The following is a 16731-nucleotide window of genomic DNA, read 5'->3' on the forward strand; positions in this document are numbered from 1 at the left end:
TATCGAACATAGATAATATTATTCGATTATATGGTTTAACATTTGACTTGCAGTCCGATAAAAAGCTAGCTTATACATAGTAATATTACTGTTGAGGTTGATTATTTACGATGAAAAATACTGCTGATATGTCTTTTGAGGATTTGGTGACAGAGCAATCCGATGCGCTAATTGGTTCGCCACCTAAAGACTTTGATGTGACTTGGCGAAAAATAGCGCAGTCAGTCTTAGATTGGTTTGAAATAGACAGAGTCACACTTTTCCCAAACTCAATGATCATACTCAATGATGGTAAGGTATCGACAGTATCGAGAGATGGCATCCCGGAACTTAAGAAAACAATCTTCATTAATGGTAATTATTTAGATTATTTTAAGCAGCTTCGAACAAAGAAAAGTTGGCTTACTTTTGATGATCAAGAAATGAGTAACCATAAAATATCCGTGATACAGACTTTACATGCAGAAGGCGGTCGTTGGCACGGTATCATTCCTCTAAAGCTATTTGGCCAAGACTGGGGGGCACTGTCCTTCTCTAGGTTCACCAGTGATTTAGAACCTTTAACAGAACAAGACATGAAACGCCTAAAACTAATTTGTGACATTTGGCTTTGCTACTGGCAGCATTCAACGATGGTGCGTAATTTAAAACAAGACCAACCCACGAATGCGAATGAAAGTGAAAAACTTCTCTTATTATCGCCTAAACAATGCTCAGTTCTCACTCTACTTGCTCAAGGTTTTACGGCAAAACAATGTGCAGAAAAATTGTTTTTAAGCCCTCGAACCATCGAGTCACATAAGTACCGAATGATCGATATACTGGAGCTTGAAAACAATACCGAGCTTGTCCAGTTTGCACTGCGCAACGGTCTTGGAATCGCCCAATAGTCCTCTCCCCCCATAAGTCTCACTCCTAATTGCTGAAAATCATGCATACCATTTTTGCATGATTTTCGTAATACTACTGCTTATAAAGCCAACGACAGGCTTTAATTTAGAACATCAGCAAACCTACCCCTTAAATATATTCCTACCGCTATTGGTTCTATAATTTATAAAAGCCACCACAAATCCATATATATTTTCATTCGCCTTCGCTTCTTGATTATTTACCTAGGGCTTGTCTATGTTTGTCAAAAATATATGGCCCGCTGGTACTCCCTTTGACATTAATAAAAAGTTGGTTCTTAGTATAACCAACACGCGCTTATACCGTAATTCTACGGTTTAGCTTCACGTTCTCGCCCCCTACACTGCGCGGTGGTTTGAAGCGATGTCAGATTTACAACGGCACATTGTTCTCATGATCATTAAAAAACGTAATCAAATTCAATCATTTTATTTAGAACACTTTCGGAGATGTTGTGGCAAGTAACCTTTCACAATCAAGAGATACATGGGGATCAAAGCTTGGCTTTGTAATGGCAGCAGCAGGGTCCGCTGTTGGCCTTGGGAATATTTGGAAATTCCCCTATACCGCGGGGGAGAGTGGTGGTGGTGCCTTCGTTCTTATCTACTTAGCCTTTGTTATTTTCATTGGCTTTAGTGTCATGCTAACGGAATTTGCTATCGGTCGACATACACAAAAATCAGCAGTCGGTGCATTTAAAGCAACCGACCGACGCTGGACATTTACCGGCGTTATCAGCGTGGTAAGTGGCTTGTTAATTATGGGCTTTTACCCCGTTGTGGGTGGCTGGTCTATCGCTTACATCTACAAAGTGGCGACAGGCCTACTCAGCACTCCTGAGTTAATTGGAGATAGCTTTAGTGGTTTTATCTCAACCCCTGTAGAGCCATTAATGTGGATGAGTGTATACCTAATTCTAAACGTACTTATTGTGATGAAAGGTATTTCAGGCGGTATTGAAAAAGCAGGTAAAATCCTGATGCCAATGCTGTTCATGATCTTGGTTATCGTGTCTGTTAAAGGGTTATCTCTACCCGGTTCAAGTGCAGGTCTAACATTCTTGTTTAGTCCAGACTTTTCTAAAGTAGACAGCAACGTAGTACTTGCTGCACTCGGACAAGCCTTCTTCTCTTTGAGCCTAGCAACAGGTTGTATGATCACATACGGTAGCTACCTAAAGAAAAAAGAGAACCTAGTACAAACCACAGCAATGGTCGTTGCCATGGACAGCAGTGTTGCACTACTGGCTGGCATCGCGATGTTCCCTGCAATGTTTGCATTTGGTATGGAGCCAGCGGCAGGCCCAGGCTTGGTGTTTGTTGTTGTACCACAGCTCTTCGCCGAAATGGGTGGCGTGATCGGCTTGCTATTCGCACTGCTTTTCTTCGTTGGTCTCAGCGTGGCTGCGCTTACGTCTTCAGTATCTCTATTAGAAGTTGCTGTTTCATACTTAATCGATGAAAAACAGATGACACGCTTTAAAGCGGTGTTGATATCAAGCATTACTATGATCAGTATGTGTACCCTTTCGTCGCTATCACTTGGTGGTATTGGCCCTAAGTTGTTCGATACTGGTGTATTCGATATCTTCGATCTGTTGACTGACAAGATCTTCTTAGCCGTTTGTGGCATGTTCATCTGTATCTTTGCGGGTTGGAGGTTGAACAAGAAAGATCTAGAAAATGAAATCACTAACAACGGTGAAATATCGTTTCCTCTGTTTAACCTTTGGTACGGCTTGGTTAAATACGTCATTCCTTTTGCAATCGCAATCGTTGCTTTTATGGGCGTGAAGGCTGGTTTTGACAGTGGTAAAGGTGAAGTCATGTTAATGGGTATCGCATTTATCGCGTTCACCGCGGTGATCTCTAAACGATTCTAATACCCGTTCCTGTTCACGATAACTTACTTAAGCCTGTCATCAGAGACAGGCTTTATTTTTGGCCTTCCATTCAATCTACCTCCCCTTTTAGATTCGTTCCAGATCATGTTTTCCTCTACTAAAAGTTATGACCCGTATTTTTACTGATTCGATCTCTTAACCAGCTACGTACTATCACGATAATCGTTCACCACTACGGTCGGTGAAACAACTCTGGCTCAAATTTTAACTACACACTTTAGGAAGCTTTATGAGTTTAATAACTATGCCTTTTGTCGACACTGGTTTCGACATTGGCCTACATGTTGTAGCAGCAGTAGTACTCATCGGTACTATTGTTGGAGCGCTCTATGCATTTTGGAAATTTCACGAATTGCCAATCCACCACGCAGACAAGAAAAAGCACGGTCAGATGGGGTTAGTTACCATACTCACCTGGATAGGATTCATCTGGCACTGGGTTTGGGTGCTTGCTGTAATCATTGCGTTTATCGATACAGAACAAAGCATACGTCGTATTCGTCATATTTGGCATGACACTACACCGACTCAAATGACAAAGGCAGGAGAATAACAATGTTAGAAGGTTTAGCTGTTTGGGCTTTGTTTATTTATTTGCTTCGCCTTGTAGGCATGCCTTGGACCAAACCATTTAAGATTTTTGCTTATGGTGGTGGTTCGTTCTGGCTTGTATTTGTTTGGGTTGGCCTAATTACTTGGGCACCAATGGATCTATCTGGCGGTTCTGTCGTGCAATCTCCGCATATTCAATTAAGACCAGGATCAACACGAATCACGGGGAATATTGAATCTCTTCACATCTCGCCGAATAGTGAGATCAAAAAGGGTCAATTAATTTACGAGCTTGACGATGACTCATACGTTAATGCCGTTGACAAAGCAAAAGCACAACTAGCGATTGCTAAGATGGGCCACAAAGCTGCTGTACAAGATATCAATATCGCAAAGACAAACTACCAAGCTTCGCTTGAAGACATTGAGATAATCAAGAACCAGATATCAGCAGCAAAACAAGACCTGACGCTAAAGCAACGTACGCTAAAGCGCTATGTTGACCAGAATGCAAAAGTAAAAAGTACGATTACCGAAAGCGTTCTTGACCAACAACGAACAGCCGTTGAAGTTGCGAAGAACCAGTTAACAATCATCGAATCTCAGTATCAAAAGTCTGAAATTACGGCAAATAAGAACCTAAATTTAATTGAAAAGTCACAAATTTCTATGACGAGCAAAGAGGCTGACCTTAAAAATAAGAGAGCAGCACTAGCCCAGTCAGAATGGGACTTGGCCCAAACAAAAATCTACGCACCAACGGATGGTTATGTAACCAACTTTATGGCACGTGAAGGTCAGTTTGTTGGCGCAATACCTCGCTTAAAAATGTACAGCGACGAAAAATTCGTCTTGATGCGAATTAACCATCAAGCGTTTAGAAACATCAAAGTAGGCCAAGAAGCTGAGTTTGCTACCGCGATTTATCCAGGGAAAGTATTTAACGCTCACGTAGAGGGTATTGTTGAAGCGACAGGTGAGTCTCAAGGTTCTTTGCTTGCTCGTGAAACAAACGTCCGTGCCACAACAGGAAAGAACGTCATGAACAAGCACCACTTTGTGCGTCTGCGTATCAACGAATCTGAAGGCTATGACATACCAGTGGGCGCCGTTGGACTCGCTTGGGTTAATGCAGAAAAGCCTATTCCATTCTTGAATTTCTTGAACGTCATTCGCGGCATCATTATCCGAATGAAAGCTCAGATTTACTTCATATATAGCATGTAAGACTATGAATAAATTCCATAAGATTTGTGATTTCATAGATGTTACGCATAGGAAAAAGAGTCAATTGATTCTATTCTCAGCATTCATTTATCTTGTTTTACGCTGCACTTATTAGTTAATTCACGATAACAAAACACATCAGAAACCCAGCAACCTTCCCCCTATAGGCTGCTGGGTTTCTTAACTTAATGAAAACTCCACCTTCAGCGAACAAGGCTTTTGGCTAGGGCGTGTTGACCTTTCGTGGTTAAATTTTGTTCGAGATAAAAGCGTTTTAATCGCGGCGAGGGGGAAGTAGCCTAGTCACTCTAAGCAAATCCCCCTTAACAAAGAGTAAAACGCTTTTAGCCGAACCCTTCGGGCAGCGTTTGCTGGCCATTTCTACTACGTTATCGGCTTCTCATGTAGGCTAGCTACACATCGACGCCTCTGCCTTGTATAAATACCCAGCAACTCGCTGCAAAAATCAGCTCGAAAGATCAACACGCCCTAGTACTCTTCTCGAAATCACATTGTTTTCGGAACTTTCAATACTTGGAATTGATTCAATACAGAAAAAATACTGAATATCTCCAACCAGTCCTTCCTTACACTATCTGCAGTTTACTAATCCATGCCCTCAAAGCTAACCTGCAGGAAACCACCATGAGAAAAACGGCTCTCGCTTTACTTATCTTTTCAAATCTAGCCAATGCTAGTGGCACACTCATGCAAGAAGCGACTTATGCAAATGCAGGTGCCGCTGGCGCTGGCGACGGCGTTTATACCGAGACCGCTACTGCTGCGTATACGAACCCTGCAACCATGTCCCACATGGGTCAAAGCAAAACGACAGTTAATGCCATGGTTCTAGATCTGCATATGGATTACACCGATACGCCAGACCAAAACAATGGTAACTTTGGCAAAGCCCAAGGAGATGCAAGTGCACATACCGTTATGCCATCTATCGGTATTTTCCATGTCACTCAATTAAACGAAGATGTCCACTTAGGCCTGATGTTCGGCTCTATTGGCGGAACCGCTGTCGACTATGGCAATGATTGGGAAGGTGCGATTGGCCTAGACGAAGCCTTAGTCACGGCGGTGCAGTTTAACCCAGCACTAAGCTTTAAGGTGACGGAGAAAGTATCTGTCGGTATTGGTGCTCAACTAAACTATGGCATTTTGGAAGCAAAAACCTCCACTTTAGAAACCGATTTAGACGGCGACTTCGCTTGGGGCTTTAATGCTGGTGCAATGTATAAAGAAGACGACTGGTCTGTCGGACTTAGCTACCGTTCTAAGCTAGAACACGAATTTGACGTAGACGCCACTGTAAATCTAAATCAAGTCAGAGATACTAAGCTAAGTACTGAACTCATGTTCCCGACCATAGTTGACCTAAGCGGCAGCTATGATCTAAACCAACAACTTACCTTACTTGGCTCAGTACAGTGGCACAAATGGAGCGACTACCCAGAAACTCCTATTTATGGCGGTGATGGTAACGAAATTGTATCTGTCGAACGTGACTGGGATGACGTGTGGAAATTCGCCATCGGTACCGATTACCAACTTAACGCTGATTGGACCCTAAAAGCGGGCTTCTCTTACGAAACGTCTCCACAAGACGACCCAACAAAGCAATGGGTTGACCTACCAGTTGGTGAGCAGTATCGCTACTCTGTTGGCGCAAGCACACATTGGGACGACGTACGTATCGACATGTTCTATGAGTTCGCAGACCTTGGTACTGTTGATGTTGAAAAACAAAAAGTTGATGTAACTGGTTCATTCGACGGCCATATTCACTTCATTGGTACTAACATCACTTTCTAATGTTGCTCGCAGTAACTTCAAACGCTGAACTCTCGAGTTCAACGTTTTACTCTCGGTGTTAGAAGCGGTAATCAATACCAATAGAAGCCGTCACTTCTTCGGAAGTTTCATCAATGCCGCGCTCATTTTGGATAGAAATCACATCGTATTTAAATTCAAACATGATGTTGAAGTCTTTGTCTTGAACCTTAGTTTTAATGCCTTGCAACCACATTAGATTAGCCACCTGCATTTCAGCACCACCGTATGATGAGCCAAGATTGATATTAAACACAGAGAAGTGGGTATCGTTCCAAGGGTGTAGCGCGTACATGTTAACTGAGCCTAAGTGAGCTTCTTCATTACCCTGTAGAGGCACGCCTAGTCCATTCAATGTTGAGTATGCGTCACCACCGTCGACATAGGTATAGTTCAACGAAGGGAAGAACAAGGTGCCATCTTCACTACCTAGAGGCAGCATATAGCCTGTGGTGTACATGTTAGCTGCGTCTTTTAGTTGGTAAACGTCAACATAGACACCACCAAGAGAATCAAAATGAGCGGCTCTCAATCGAGCATTCTCTGACTGAGTGTAATATTCAGCAAAACCAACGGTCTGGGATATATCACTCGTTAGCCCTGAAGCACCACCACCAGCAAGGAGCTTGAGCTCTCCTTCATCGTCTGAAAATACCGCCGCTCTCATGCTGCTGTTTCGAGGGTCCGCATCATGATACTCATGACTGTTTTTTTCAGAATTTTGCTCTGCAAATACCGAAGTTGAAGCTAAAACTAATGCTGTGCTTATTAAAGAAAGAGAAGCTATTTTAATATTTTTCATTGTATACACCAAAACTGACACTTAAGAAGATGGTGCAACTATATGTAGATGACTATTTCCACGCTACTTATACGAAAAATAAGCATCACTTATTCTATCGATTAATAATGTTAAGCAGAGGCTAGGAATATTATGTACAAAAAATATAATGAACAGGTGAACCTAAATTATCTACGCGTGTTTGATGCTATTTATATTCATAGAAGCACCAAGTTAGCTGCATCGGCATTGGGTATTAGCCAATCGGCGGTTAGCCAAACATTAGCGAAATTACGTGACCATACTGGCGACAAGTTATTTTATTCAGCCAATGGTCAATTACAGTCAACCCATAGAGCAGATGCTATTGGTTTGGGCTTAAATGAGCAACTCGATGCGTTAGACAATCGGATCTTTTCAGAGCTTTTTGAAGATCCAAGTGAATTCGATGGTGAGCTCACTATCGCAGTATCAAGTGTATTCCTTGAAGCTATGGCTACAGAATTAACTAGCTCGGTTGTGTTTAACTCATTTCCAAAAGCAAAACTGAATGTTACCACCTGGACAGATCGAACACTCACCGACATACAAAATGGCGATGTCCATATTGGGTTGAATTTCGGCCCAATTGACACTCCGAAATCGATCCGTTCCGTTGAGCTAACTTCCAGTGAACCCATTGTTATCATGAGAAAAGGCCACCCATGGTCTCATGGTAATTTCAAATTGGAACACTTTAACCATTATCCTACAGGAGGGATTCTTGTTCCTGGACTGACTAACTTTAACGCGATACTTGAACGTCGACATCCTGAGATTTTTGATTTCAAATACCGGTCTGCCAGTATGTCTGTTTTAACATGCCTCGCTGAGCACTCAGACATTCTAGCGATAACAGAGACGCTCTCAGCATCGATGTGTCCGATCTCTATTGATTGCGTACAACCTGCATGGCTAACTGATTTAGCTCCTGACAAAACGTATCATGCAATTTATTACCTAGAACGAAATCACAACCACCCTTTATATCGATTCTGTATCAATATTGTCCGTAACTCTCTTCAAGAGAAATTAGATATATTAAAAACAAAAACCGAAATTAACATATAGCCATTACGTATATTTACTGCTTACATGTGACTAAAAAAATGATAATGAAGTGGTGATTTTTAATATTTAAATAAATTATGACTCACTTTCTTAAACACCACTTTATTTGCAGTATTTTTTCTGCACAGTGTTTATTTTAGTTCCATTAAGGTCGTAATTCTCGATATAAATAAAATTGGACACCCACCTTGGTGAATAAATACTCTATGAAACGTGTACTCGTCACCACCTGTACCTATATCCGGGCTACTGGTACAAAAATTACAAGATCAGAAGACAGTAAGTGCCTAGGGTAATCAAGTCGAGTCATTTAAAGACCGTTTTTTAAGCGCTCAATATATTGCTTGGGCGTCAAACCTCGATGTTTCTTAAACATCCGATTAAAGCTCGCAACGTTGGTATAACCTAATCTCGTTGCAACTTCTTCTATCGGCACTGAATACAACAACAGTTCCACGGCCACGTTGCTTAACGCGTATCCCATTATGGTAGAAAAGTTAACACCCAATTTGTGTAATCGTCGCTGGAACTGCTGTTCAGATAGACCGAGTAAACTGGAAACTTTATGTAAGGTAGGCAAACCAAAATGACGACTATAATTGATCATCTCATAAGTCACCTTATGTTCATCACCAGCATCCGGCATATTGAGATAATTATCCAAGTCATGAAAATTCATCGCCAGATTTGTTTTACTATTCGATGGTGATTGATTGATGGATAACCTCGACTCACTAGGGATCCAAACTTCAGTGCGCGGCTGCCCCCACTGAATCGTGCAACCGAAATACTCTTGGTAAAGATCGACGTTATCTCGGTGGCCCGCAATTGATACCGCAACGGGTTTAAAATCATCACCCAAATATCGACGTAAAATCTTCATAATGAAAATTGCCACTCTTATCGAGTCATGCACTTTACCCGTTTCCGAGTACGCAGGGTTGTCGTAGCACCATTTAATCATTGTCCCTACCTGTGCACCATATAAGAAAGCACCCGACTGCAAACAATGAAGTCCGATGTTGACTCTACGGATCGTCGAAGCAAGATCATGCCCAGAAAAAAACCAATTAGTTAACGGGCCTAACCTTTCAATATCAACTCGGTCAGCCAATTTCAAAATGATATCCGGATCATTGGTTTGTAATTCCAACAAGCCAAACCATTTGTCGACTTCACTAACTGGAATAAGGTTCATTGAATTATTAAATACAGACTTCGGAATACCCAAACTGTCCGCATTAACCATAGGATTCGTCACGGCGTACCGATAGATTCCCAAAATCCCTAACGCTCTTAAGAAGTTACAATTACTCATTAATGGCAGACCTTTATAAATTCAATGACAGATCAAATCATATAGATAGCATTATCGAAGTAATTAGTAAATTTACAACTTGTAAATCCTACACCCATCACACTCGGAGCATCATTTAACTTAGGATTTATCAATGAGTTTAGTAAGTGTCCCATTTGTCGGAACCGGCGCCGATACCGCTCTACACGTCGTAGCAGGCGTTGTATTGATCGCAACTATCGCTGCTGCATGTTATGGGTTCTGGCGTGTGCATGAATTACCAATCAATAAAGCTCACAGCAAAGAGCACCAACAGCTCGGCTTAATCACCGCATTAACTTGGATTGGTTTTATCTGGCACTGGGTATGGGTACTCGCCGTCATCTTGGCCTTTGTTGATATGGAAAAAGCGATCATCAATCTGAGAGACACCTGGAAAGCGCCGACAAAGTCTGACGTTCAACCAGAACACAGTGATAAAAATGAGGAGAACCCAGTATGTTAGAAGGCTTAGCTATTTGGGCACTGTTCATTTACTTACTGAGATTGGTAGGTATGCCTTGGAACAAAGGCACCAAAGCGTTTGCTTACTTAGGTGGTACATCTTGGTTAATGTTCGTATGGGTTGGGTTAATCAACTTCACGCCGATGGATCTCTCGGGCGGTTCAGTTGTTCAATCTCCGCATATTCAATTACGTCCGGACTCAACAGCGGTCACAGGAAAAACCACCAAGGTTCACATCAGCCCAAACCAAGATGTGGTTGAAGGGCAACTTCTTTACGAAATTGATGACACCAAATATGTGATTGCGAGAGACAAAGCAAGCGTTCAACTTGAGTCAACAAAAGTCGCTTTAGACACAGCTCGCCAAGAAGTCAGCATTGCTAAAATTAGCTACCAGTCGGCGCTAGAAGACATCAAAACATCTATTGCACAGATAGAGTCAGCAAAGACAGATCTAGTGCTGCAATCTAAGACCCTTGACCGGTACCAGAAACAAAACAGCGTCGTAGAACATACGATTACAGAAACTGACATCGACCAACAAACAGCAAAGGTTGACCTAGCAACTCACAATGTCACTACGCTAGAGTCACAACTCAGTAAAAAAGAAGTCGATGCCGAGAATGCGAAATTAAATATCCACAAAGCTGAAACCAATGTGAGCAAGAAGCAAACTGAGGTTGATTCTTCTAAGGCAACACTGGCGCAAGCACAATGGGATCTAAACAGCACCAAAGTCACTGCACCGACTGACGGCTTTGTAACGAACTTTATCCTTCGTGAGGGTCAGCGCGTTTCGATGATGCCTCGTATCCAGATGTATACCGAAGAGAAGTACGTATTAATGCGAGTCAATCACCAAGCGATTCGCAATGTTAAGGTAGGTCAGCCAGCAGAATTTTCGACCGCGGTATACCCAGGAAAAATATTCTCTGCAACCGTAGAAGGCATTGTTGAAGCGACGGGTGAGGCACAAGCTAGCTTATTAGGTATTGATGAACAGGTTCGCGTTACCACAGGCAGAAACCTCCAGAACAAACACCACTTTGTTCGCTTAAAAATTGACGAAGCGGAAGGTTACGATATTCCTGTCGGCTCCGTTGGGCTAGCTTGGGTAAGCGGTGAGAAGCCAATTAGCTTTATGGCATTCCTAGACGTAATACGAGGAATCATCATTCGAATGAAGTCTCAGTTGTACTTCTTCTACTCCATCTAATACTTCTCTTAGATGCAACAATACAAAGCCCGTGAAATCTGAGATCGCACGGGCTTTTTGTTTATTTCACCATTTATTGCAAGAAGAACACCACAGAAGTCAAAAGATTAAGCAACATTCGGTAATCGCTTCACCAACCTTACCCTTACGTAATTACCACACATTGCAAAACGCACTTGCAAAACGCAACGGAGTATTACAAAAACGCGAAATAAACGCTTAAATACGCACCAGATTGCTATAAAACACCCACTTTTCGTCATTTTAAAAGTTGGCACACTAACTGCAATGTATACAGTGACCCTTCTTAAGCCGAGGGTCACCTAGCCAACTGACGTTGTTAGTGAACCTTTGTTGTTCACAATATATATAGGCCAATTGCGAATATTGCGATTGGCCATTTTTTTGCCTGTCATTTAAGAAACATCGCCCGCCCAATATACAGACACCCATTCATAAATATAATAATCAACATTCATAGCCAACTATGAACAACAGATACCTGATGCGTTATAGAAAACGTTTTCTATTTATTTTAATTAAAAAATCACAAAACATAACCTTATGTTTTATATTGCTTTTAGTTCAATAACTGATTCCAAACCGCTTTCATTGACAAAATTACCATTGACTACGTGATTTATATCACCATAATGCGCACGTTTGCCTGCAATACGGCGACCGTTAAATTTAATTTTGATCATTTGCGGAGGTAAAAAATGGCTGCTGATAATAACTACAGTCTTGGGCCGGTTCCTACATCGGCTAGGAAAGGAGTCGCTTCACTCACCATGGTAATGCTTGGACTCACTTTCTTCTCTGCAAGTATGTGGACAGGTGGTTCACTCGGGACAGGTCTTTCATTCAACGATTTCTTCCTCGCCGTACTCATCGGTAACCTAATTCTCGGTATTTACACTTCTTTTCTTGGCTACATCGGCTCATCTACTGGCCTCTCTACTCACCTCCTTGCTCGTTTCTCTTTCGGTACTAAAGGCTCATGGCTTCCTTCGGCTTTACTTGGTGGTACACAAGTCGGTTGGTTTGGTGTGGGCGTGGCAATGTTTGCCATTCCAGTTCAGAAAGCCACGGGCATTGATACCAACACCTTGATTATCGTATCTGGCTTGTTGATGACGGGTACAGTGTACTTCGGTATTAAAGCACTCATGGTGCTTTCAGCGATTGCGGTTCCTGCAATTGCAATTCTGGGTGGTTACTCAGTACTGACTGCGGTAGACAGTGTTGGCGGGCTAGAACAGCTACAACTGATTGAGCCGGAAACACCAATGGACTTCTCAATGGCGTTAGCAATGGTTGTCGGTTCGTTTGTGAGTGCAGGTACGCTGACTGCCGACTTCGTTCGCTTTGGTAAAAAGCCAGCGAGCGCTGTGTTAATTACCATGGTCGCATTCTTCATCGGTAACTCACTGATGTTTATCTTTGGCGCGGCAGGTGCTGCAGCGACGGGGCTCTCTGACATTTCAGACGTGATGATTGCGCAAGGACTACTTCTTCCAGCTATCATCGTGCTAGGCTTGAACATCTGGACAACCAATGAAAACGCACTTTATGCGTCAGGTCTTGGTTTATCTAACATCACAGGTCGCTCAAGTACTACAATGTCTATCATTAACGGTATCGTAGGTACGATTTTCGCGCTTTGGTTGTACAACAACTTCGTTGGCTGGTTAACCTTCCTTTCGCTGGCAATTCCACCCATTGGTGGCGTAATCATCGCCGACTTCTTTGCGAACCGTAAACGTTACAAAGATTTTGCAAAAGCAGAGTTCCAAACCGTTAACTGGGCTGGCATTATCGCGGTAGCAACAGGCGTAGCCGCCGGTCACTTCCTTCCTGGCATCGTTCCTTTGAATGCCGTGTTTGGTGGTGCAATCAGTTACCTCGTGCTTAACCCTCTATTGAATAAAAACGCTCTGAAATCTCAGGCCGCTTAAGGACACACTATGACAACCTTATTAATCAAGAACGCGAAGCTTCAAGACCAAGACGGCTTGAAACAAATCCTGATTGAAAATGGTCAATTTTCTCGCATTCTCGATAATGACGCACCAATCAATCATCAAGGTGACATCCTTGATGCTGAAGGTGGCATTGCAGTTTCTCCTTTCTGTGAACCGCATATTCACCTAGATACGACGCAAACGGCTGGAGAACCTAACTGGAACATCTCTGGTACTTTGTTTGAAGGTATTGAGCGTTGGGCTGAGCGTAAAGAATTGTTATCAATCGAAGACGTAAAGTCTCGTGCGAAACAAACACTGAAATGGCAGATTGCTAACGGTGTTCAACACGTGCGTACTCACGTTGACGTATCTGATCCAACGTTAGTTGCGTTACGCGCGATGGTTGAAGTTCGTGAAGAGATGAAAGAGTGGGTCGACATCCAGATCGTTGCATTCCCTCAGGAAGGTATTCTTTCATACCCTAACGGCAAAGAGTTGCTTGAAGAAGCCGTGAAAATTGGTGCTGACGTTATTGGTGCTATCCCTCACTTCGAATTCACTCGTGAGTACGGTATTGAATCTCTGCACTATGCGTTTGAGCTTGCTCGCAAGTACGACTGTCTGATCGACGTTCACTGTGATGAAATCGATGACGAGCAATCTCGATTTGTTGAAACACTGGCGGCCCTTGCTCATAAATTCGACATGGGTGATAAGGTAACGGCAAGCCATACTACAGCAATGGGTTCTTACAATGGTGCTTACGCATCTCGCCTATTCCGTCTATTAAAGATGTCTGGCATTAACTTCGTGGCAAACCCGTTAGTGAACATCCACTTACAAGGCCGTTTCGACGACTACCCGAAACGTCGTGGTGTGACTCGTGTTAAAGAGATGCTAGCGGCTAATATCAATGTGTGTTTCGGCCATGATGATGTGTTTGACCCATGGTACCCGCTGGGTACAGCGAATATGCTTCAAGTTCTGCACATGGGACTGCACGTAACACAAGTTATGGGCTACGACCAAATTAACACCTCTCTTGATTTAATCAGCAAGAACTCAGCTCGTACATTGAACATCCAAGACAACTACGGTATTGAGGAAGGTAAGCCAGGAAGCCTGCTAATTCTTCCTGCTGACGATGGCTTTGATGCCGTGCGCCGCCAAGTACCAGTGCAGTACTCAATTCGCCACGGCAAGGTAATCGCAGAGACTCAACCAGCGAAAACAAAAATTAATTTAGATAAAACTGAAGATATCAACTTCAAACGATAATATCGTCTATACTAATGATGAAAAGGAGGCTTAGGCGTCCTTTTTACTTTGTCACGGCGTGTAATTTTATAAAACCATCAGCTATTTCAGGTGGTTTTGTTAACGAGCACAACATGACAAAAAAACTCGCTGATTTCTCAATCAATGAGTGTACAACCGGAAAGACTGTGTTAACATGCACTCGCTCTGTTAGCCGGAGTTATTTAAGTTAGATGAATAGTAAAAAATGACATGTAAAATCGTTACCCGTTTTTGTAAGTAGTTTTTCCTTATTTCTTAGCAACATTAAATAATTCAATTATCAGCGCATTGCAGTAATGCAATCAACAATTTAGAAAATTTATGAATAAGGGACAAATTATGTCTAACACAAATACTGGCACTGTAAAATGGTTTAACGAAGAGAAAGGTTTCGGTTTCATTTCTCAAGACAACGGCGGTGCTGACGTATTCGTACACTTCCGTGCAATCGCTTCAGAAGGTTTCAAAACTCTGAAAGAAGGCCAAAAGGTTTCTTTCGAAGTTGAAAACGGTCAAAAAGGCCTACAAGCAGCAAACGTTGTTGCTCAATAATTAGCTTTTAGCTAAAAAGAATTTTAAAGCGCTGATTTTTATCGGCGCTTTTTTGTATCTGCTCATCAATGTTTTCATCCTTTCCCTCTCTCGATTCAAATTTCTGCGTTACTTCTTCAATCGAGTTACTTCTCCAATCGATTCTGAAATCACAGTTCTCTCCCAGACTAAGGTTTTAATAAAAAACTTAACCTATGTTCCATAGTGAATAACCAAAAATATGGTTAAAGAACAATCCATTAGACACCATTTATGAATACGCAATCGATATTCATAATAAAAATGAGTTATTTATCCAATCCTCATCGATTAATCATATAATTTTTAAAGCAAAGACCTGCGAAATCCGCTAACCTTGTCCACAAGTGGCTTGAGTTAGTTTGGTATCTGCAGTAAAAATAATGAAAAAAGACGAATTCCAGAAATCCACCGCTAATCTAAAAAAAGCGGTACCTCTTATGATGAAGAACAGAGTGTCTACCACACCTGCAAATTACGCACTTTGGTACACCTATGTCGATAATGCTATCCCACAGCTAACTAAAGACATGGATGGTATTTTAGAACACTACGGCATTTGTCCTCCAGCCGTTGGTGAGCAGCTTTACAACAATTACGTTGCGAGTAAATCTGAAACCAATATCAACGATCTTCGCGCTAACCTAGAACTGTTAGTTTCTGAAGTTTCGAATTCAATGAATGATACTCTCACCGATACCTCCGCTTTTTCCGACATGATCGATAAAAGCTTCGAGGATTTGGCTCGTGTTGATAATGAAAGTTTATCGATCGACGAAGTCATGTCGTTGGTTCGTCAGCTGGTTTCTGAGTCTCGTCATATTCGTCACTCTACTCAGTTTCTAAATTCTCAGCTGCACTCTGCTACATCAGAAATTTCCAAGCTTAAAACCCAACTTGTAGAAGTGCAGAAAGATGCGCTCTTTGACAGTACAACGACACTCTATAACCGTCGCTCTTTCGACCGTGATATAGAAACCTTGTGTGAAGCGAAAGAATCTTTGTGTTTAATTCTTCTCGACATCGATCATTTTAAAAATTTCAATGACACCTATGGCCACTTGTTTGGCGATATGGTTCTTAAAGGGATAGCTCGCAAGCTGAAGCTAAGTTGTCGTGAGGGTATTTCTGCGTATCGATTTGGTGGTGAAGAGTTCGCACTCATCGTGCCAAACAAGTCTTTGCGTATTGCTCGTCAGCTCGCAGATACTAATCGACGCTCTCTAGAAAAGCTGTCTATTAAAGATCGTCGCAGTGGTCAACAAGTCGGTAGTATCACCGCATCGTTTGGTGTCGCTGAACTTGAGCCCGGTGAGTCGGCGCAATCACTGATCGAACGAGCTGATAAGCTACTTTACGAAGCTAAATCACTTGGCCGCAACCGAGTCATGCCTCTTTAAGGTTTCACCGCTGGTTCCGCTTAATGAGAACCCGTGAACGCGAATTGATATACATTTAAAAAAACAACAAAAAGCCCCAAAGACTAACTAGTACGTTAATCTTTGGGGCTTTTTCGTTGGCTATGTGTATCGGCTTAGTACTTACTGGGGTC

14 protein-coding genes are annotated in these 16731 nt (G+C 42.2%); 12 read left to right on the plus strand and 2 right to left on the minus strand.

Annotated elements, in window-relative coordinates; translation table 11 throughout:
* Window positions 1–110 precede the first annotated feature (110 nt).
* The 5 genes from L3V33_RS04280 (at window position 111) to L3V33_RS04300 (ending at window position 6415) form a co-directional block, all read left to right on the plus strand.
* A complete protein-coding gene (locus L3V33_RS04280) occupies window positions 111–890 on the plus strand; it encodes a LuxR C-terminal-related transcriptional regulator (RefSeq protein ID WP_065205855.1) in 780 nt (259 codons plus the stop codon).
* 476 nt (window positions 891–1366) lie between these two features.
* Entirely contained in the window at window positions 1367–2794 is a 1428-nt protein-coding gene (locus tag L3V33_RS04285; protein ID WP_346730218.1) for a sodium-dependent transporter, read from the plus strand.
* A gap of 250 nt (window positions 2795–3044) precedes the next feature.
* Window positions 3045–3368, plus strand: coding sequence for an MFS transporter (locus L3V33_RS04290; protein WP_065205853.1), 324 nt, complete (start codon window positions 3045–3047; stop codon window positions 3366–3368).
* A 2-nt stretch (window positions 3369–3370) separates the two neighbouring features.
* A complete protein-coding gene (locus L3V33_RS04295) occupies window positions 3371–4594 on the plus strand; it encodes an efflux RND transporter periplasmic adaptor subunit (RefSeq protein WP_237289306.1) in 1224 nt (407 codons plus the stop codon).
* A 645-nt stretch (window positions 4595–5239) separates the two neighbouring features.
* On the plus strand, window positions 5240–6415 hold the full coding sequence (locus L3V33_RS04300; protein WP_171310730.1) for an outer membrane protein transport protein: 1176 nt from the start codon (window positions 5240–5242) through the stop codon (window positions 6413–6415).
* Between the two features lie 58 nt (window positions 6416–6473).
* Here L3V33_RS04300 and L3V33_RS04305 read toward each other — a convergent pair whose 3' ends face one another.
* Complete coding sequence (locus L3V33_RS04305) at window positions 6474–7235, minus strand: hypothetical protein (protein ID WP_237289308.1); 762 nt, start codon at window positions 7233–7235, stop codon at window positions 6474–6476.
* Between the two features lie 132 nt (window positions 7236–7367).
* On the opposite strand from L3V33_RS04305, the gene L3V33_RS04310 reads away from it, so the two are divergent.
* Entirely contained in the window at window positions 7368–8324 is a 957-nt protein-coding gene (locus tag L3V33_RS04310; RefSeq protein ID WP_237289309.1) for a LysR family transcriptional regulator, read from the plus strand.
* Window positions 8325–8634: 310 nt separating this feature from the next.
* Here the strand turns inward: L3V33_RS04310 and L3V33_RS04315 are convergent, their stop codons facing one another.
* Window positions 8635–9642 carry an AraC family transcriptional regulator gene (locus L3V33_RS04315; protein WP_237289311.1) on the minus strand — a complete coding sequence of 336 codons (1008 nt, stop codon included), beginning with the start codon at window positions 9640–9642 and terminating at the stop codon, window positions 8635–8637.
* A 133-nt stretch (window positions 9643–9775) separates the two neighbouring features.
* Here L3V33_RS04315 and L3V33_RS04320 point away from each other — a divergent pair, with 133 nt between their 5' ends.
* From L3V33_RS04320 to L3V33_RS04345, 6 genes are all read left to right on the plus strand, one after another.
* Entirely contained in the window at window positions 9776–10126 is a 351-nt protein-coding gene (locus L3V33_RS04320; protein ID WP_054547133.1) for an MFS transporter, read from the plus strand.
* Window positions 10120–11343 (plus strand): HlyD family secretion protein, encoded by a 1224-nt coding sequence (locus L3V33_RS04325; protein ID WP_054547134.1) that lies wholly within the window; start codon window positions 10120–10122, stop codon window positions 11341–11343. Before L3V33_RS04320 ends, L3V33_RS04325 begins: the two co-directional genes overlap by 7 nt.
* A 719-nt stretch (window positions 11344–12062) precedes the next feature.
* Window positions 12063–13301, plus strand: coding sequence for a cytosine permease (gene codB / locus L3V33_RS04330; RefSeq protein WP_054547135.1), 1239 nt, complete (start codon window positions 12063–12065; stop codon window positions 13299–13301).
* Between the two features lie 9 nt (window positions 13302–13310).
* Window positions 13311–14588: a cytosine deaminase gene (locus tag L3V33_RS04335; RefSeq protein ID WP_017079618.1), complete on the plus strand. Its 1278-nt coding sequence runs from the start codon at window positions 13311–13313 to the stop codon at window positions 14586–14588.
* A gap of 360 nt (window positions 14589–14948) precedes the next feature.
* Window positions 14949–15161 (plus strand): cold-shock protein, encoded by a 213-nt coding sequence (locus L3V33_RS04340; RefSeq protein ID WP_004730009.1) that lies wholly within the window; start codon window positions 14949–14951, stop codon window positions 15159–15161.
* A 401-nt stretch (window positions 15162–15562) separates the two neighbouring features.
* Window positions 15563–16579 carry a GGDEF domain-containing protein gene (locus L3V33_RS04345; RefSeq protein ID WP_171308014.1) on the plus strand — a complete coding sequence of 339 codons (1017 nt, stop codon included), beginning with the start codon at window positions 15563–15565 and terminating at the stop codon, window positions 16577–16579.
* Window positions 16580–16731: the final 152 nt, after the last annotated feature.

Origin of the sequence: Vibrio sp. A2-1, assembly GCF_021728355.1 — a bacterium.
In the GTDB taxonomy this organism is placed as follows: domain Bacteria; phylum Pseudomonadota; class Gammaproteobacteria; order Enterobacterales; family Vibrionaceae; genus Vibrio; species Vibrio splendidus_K.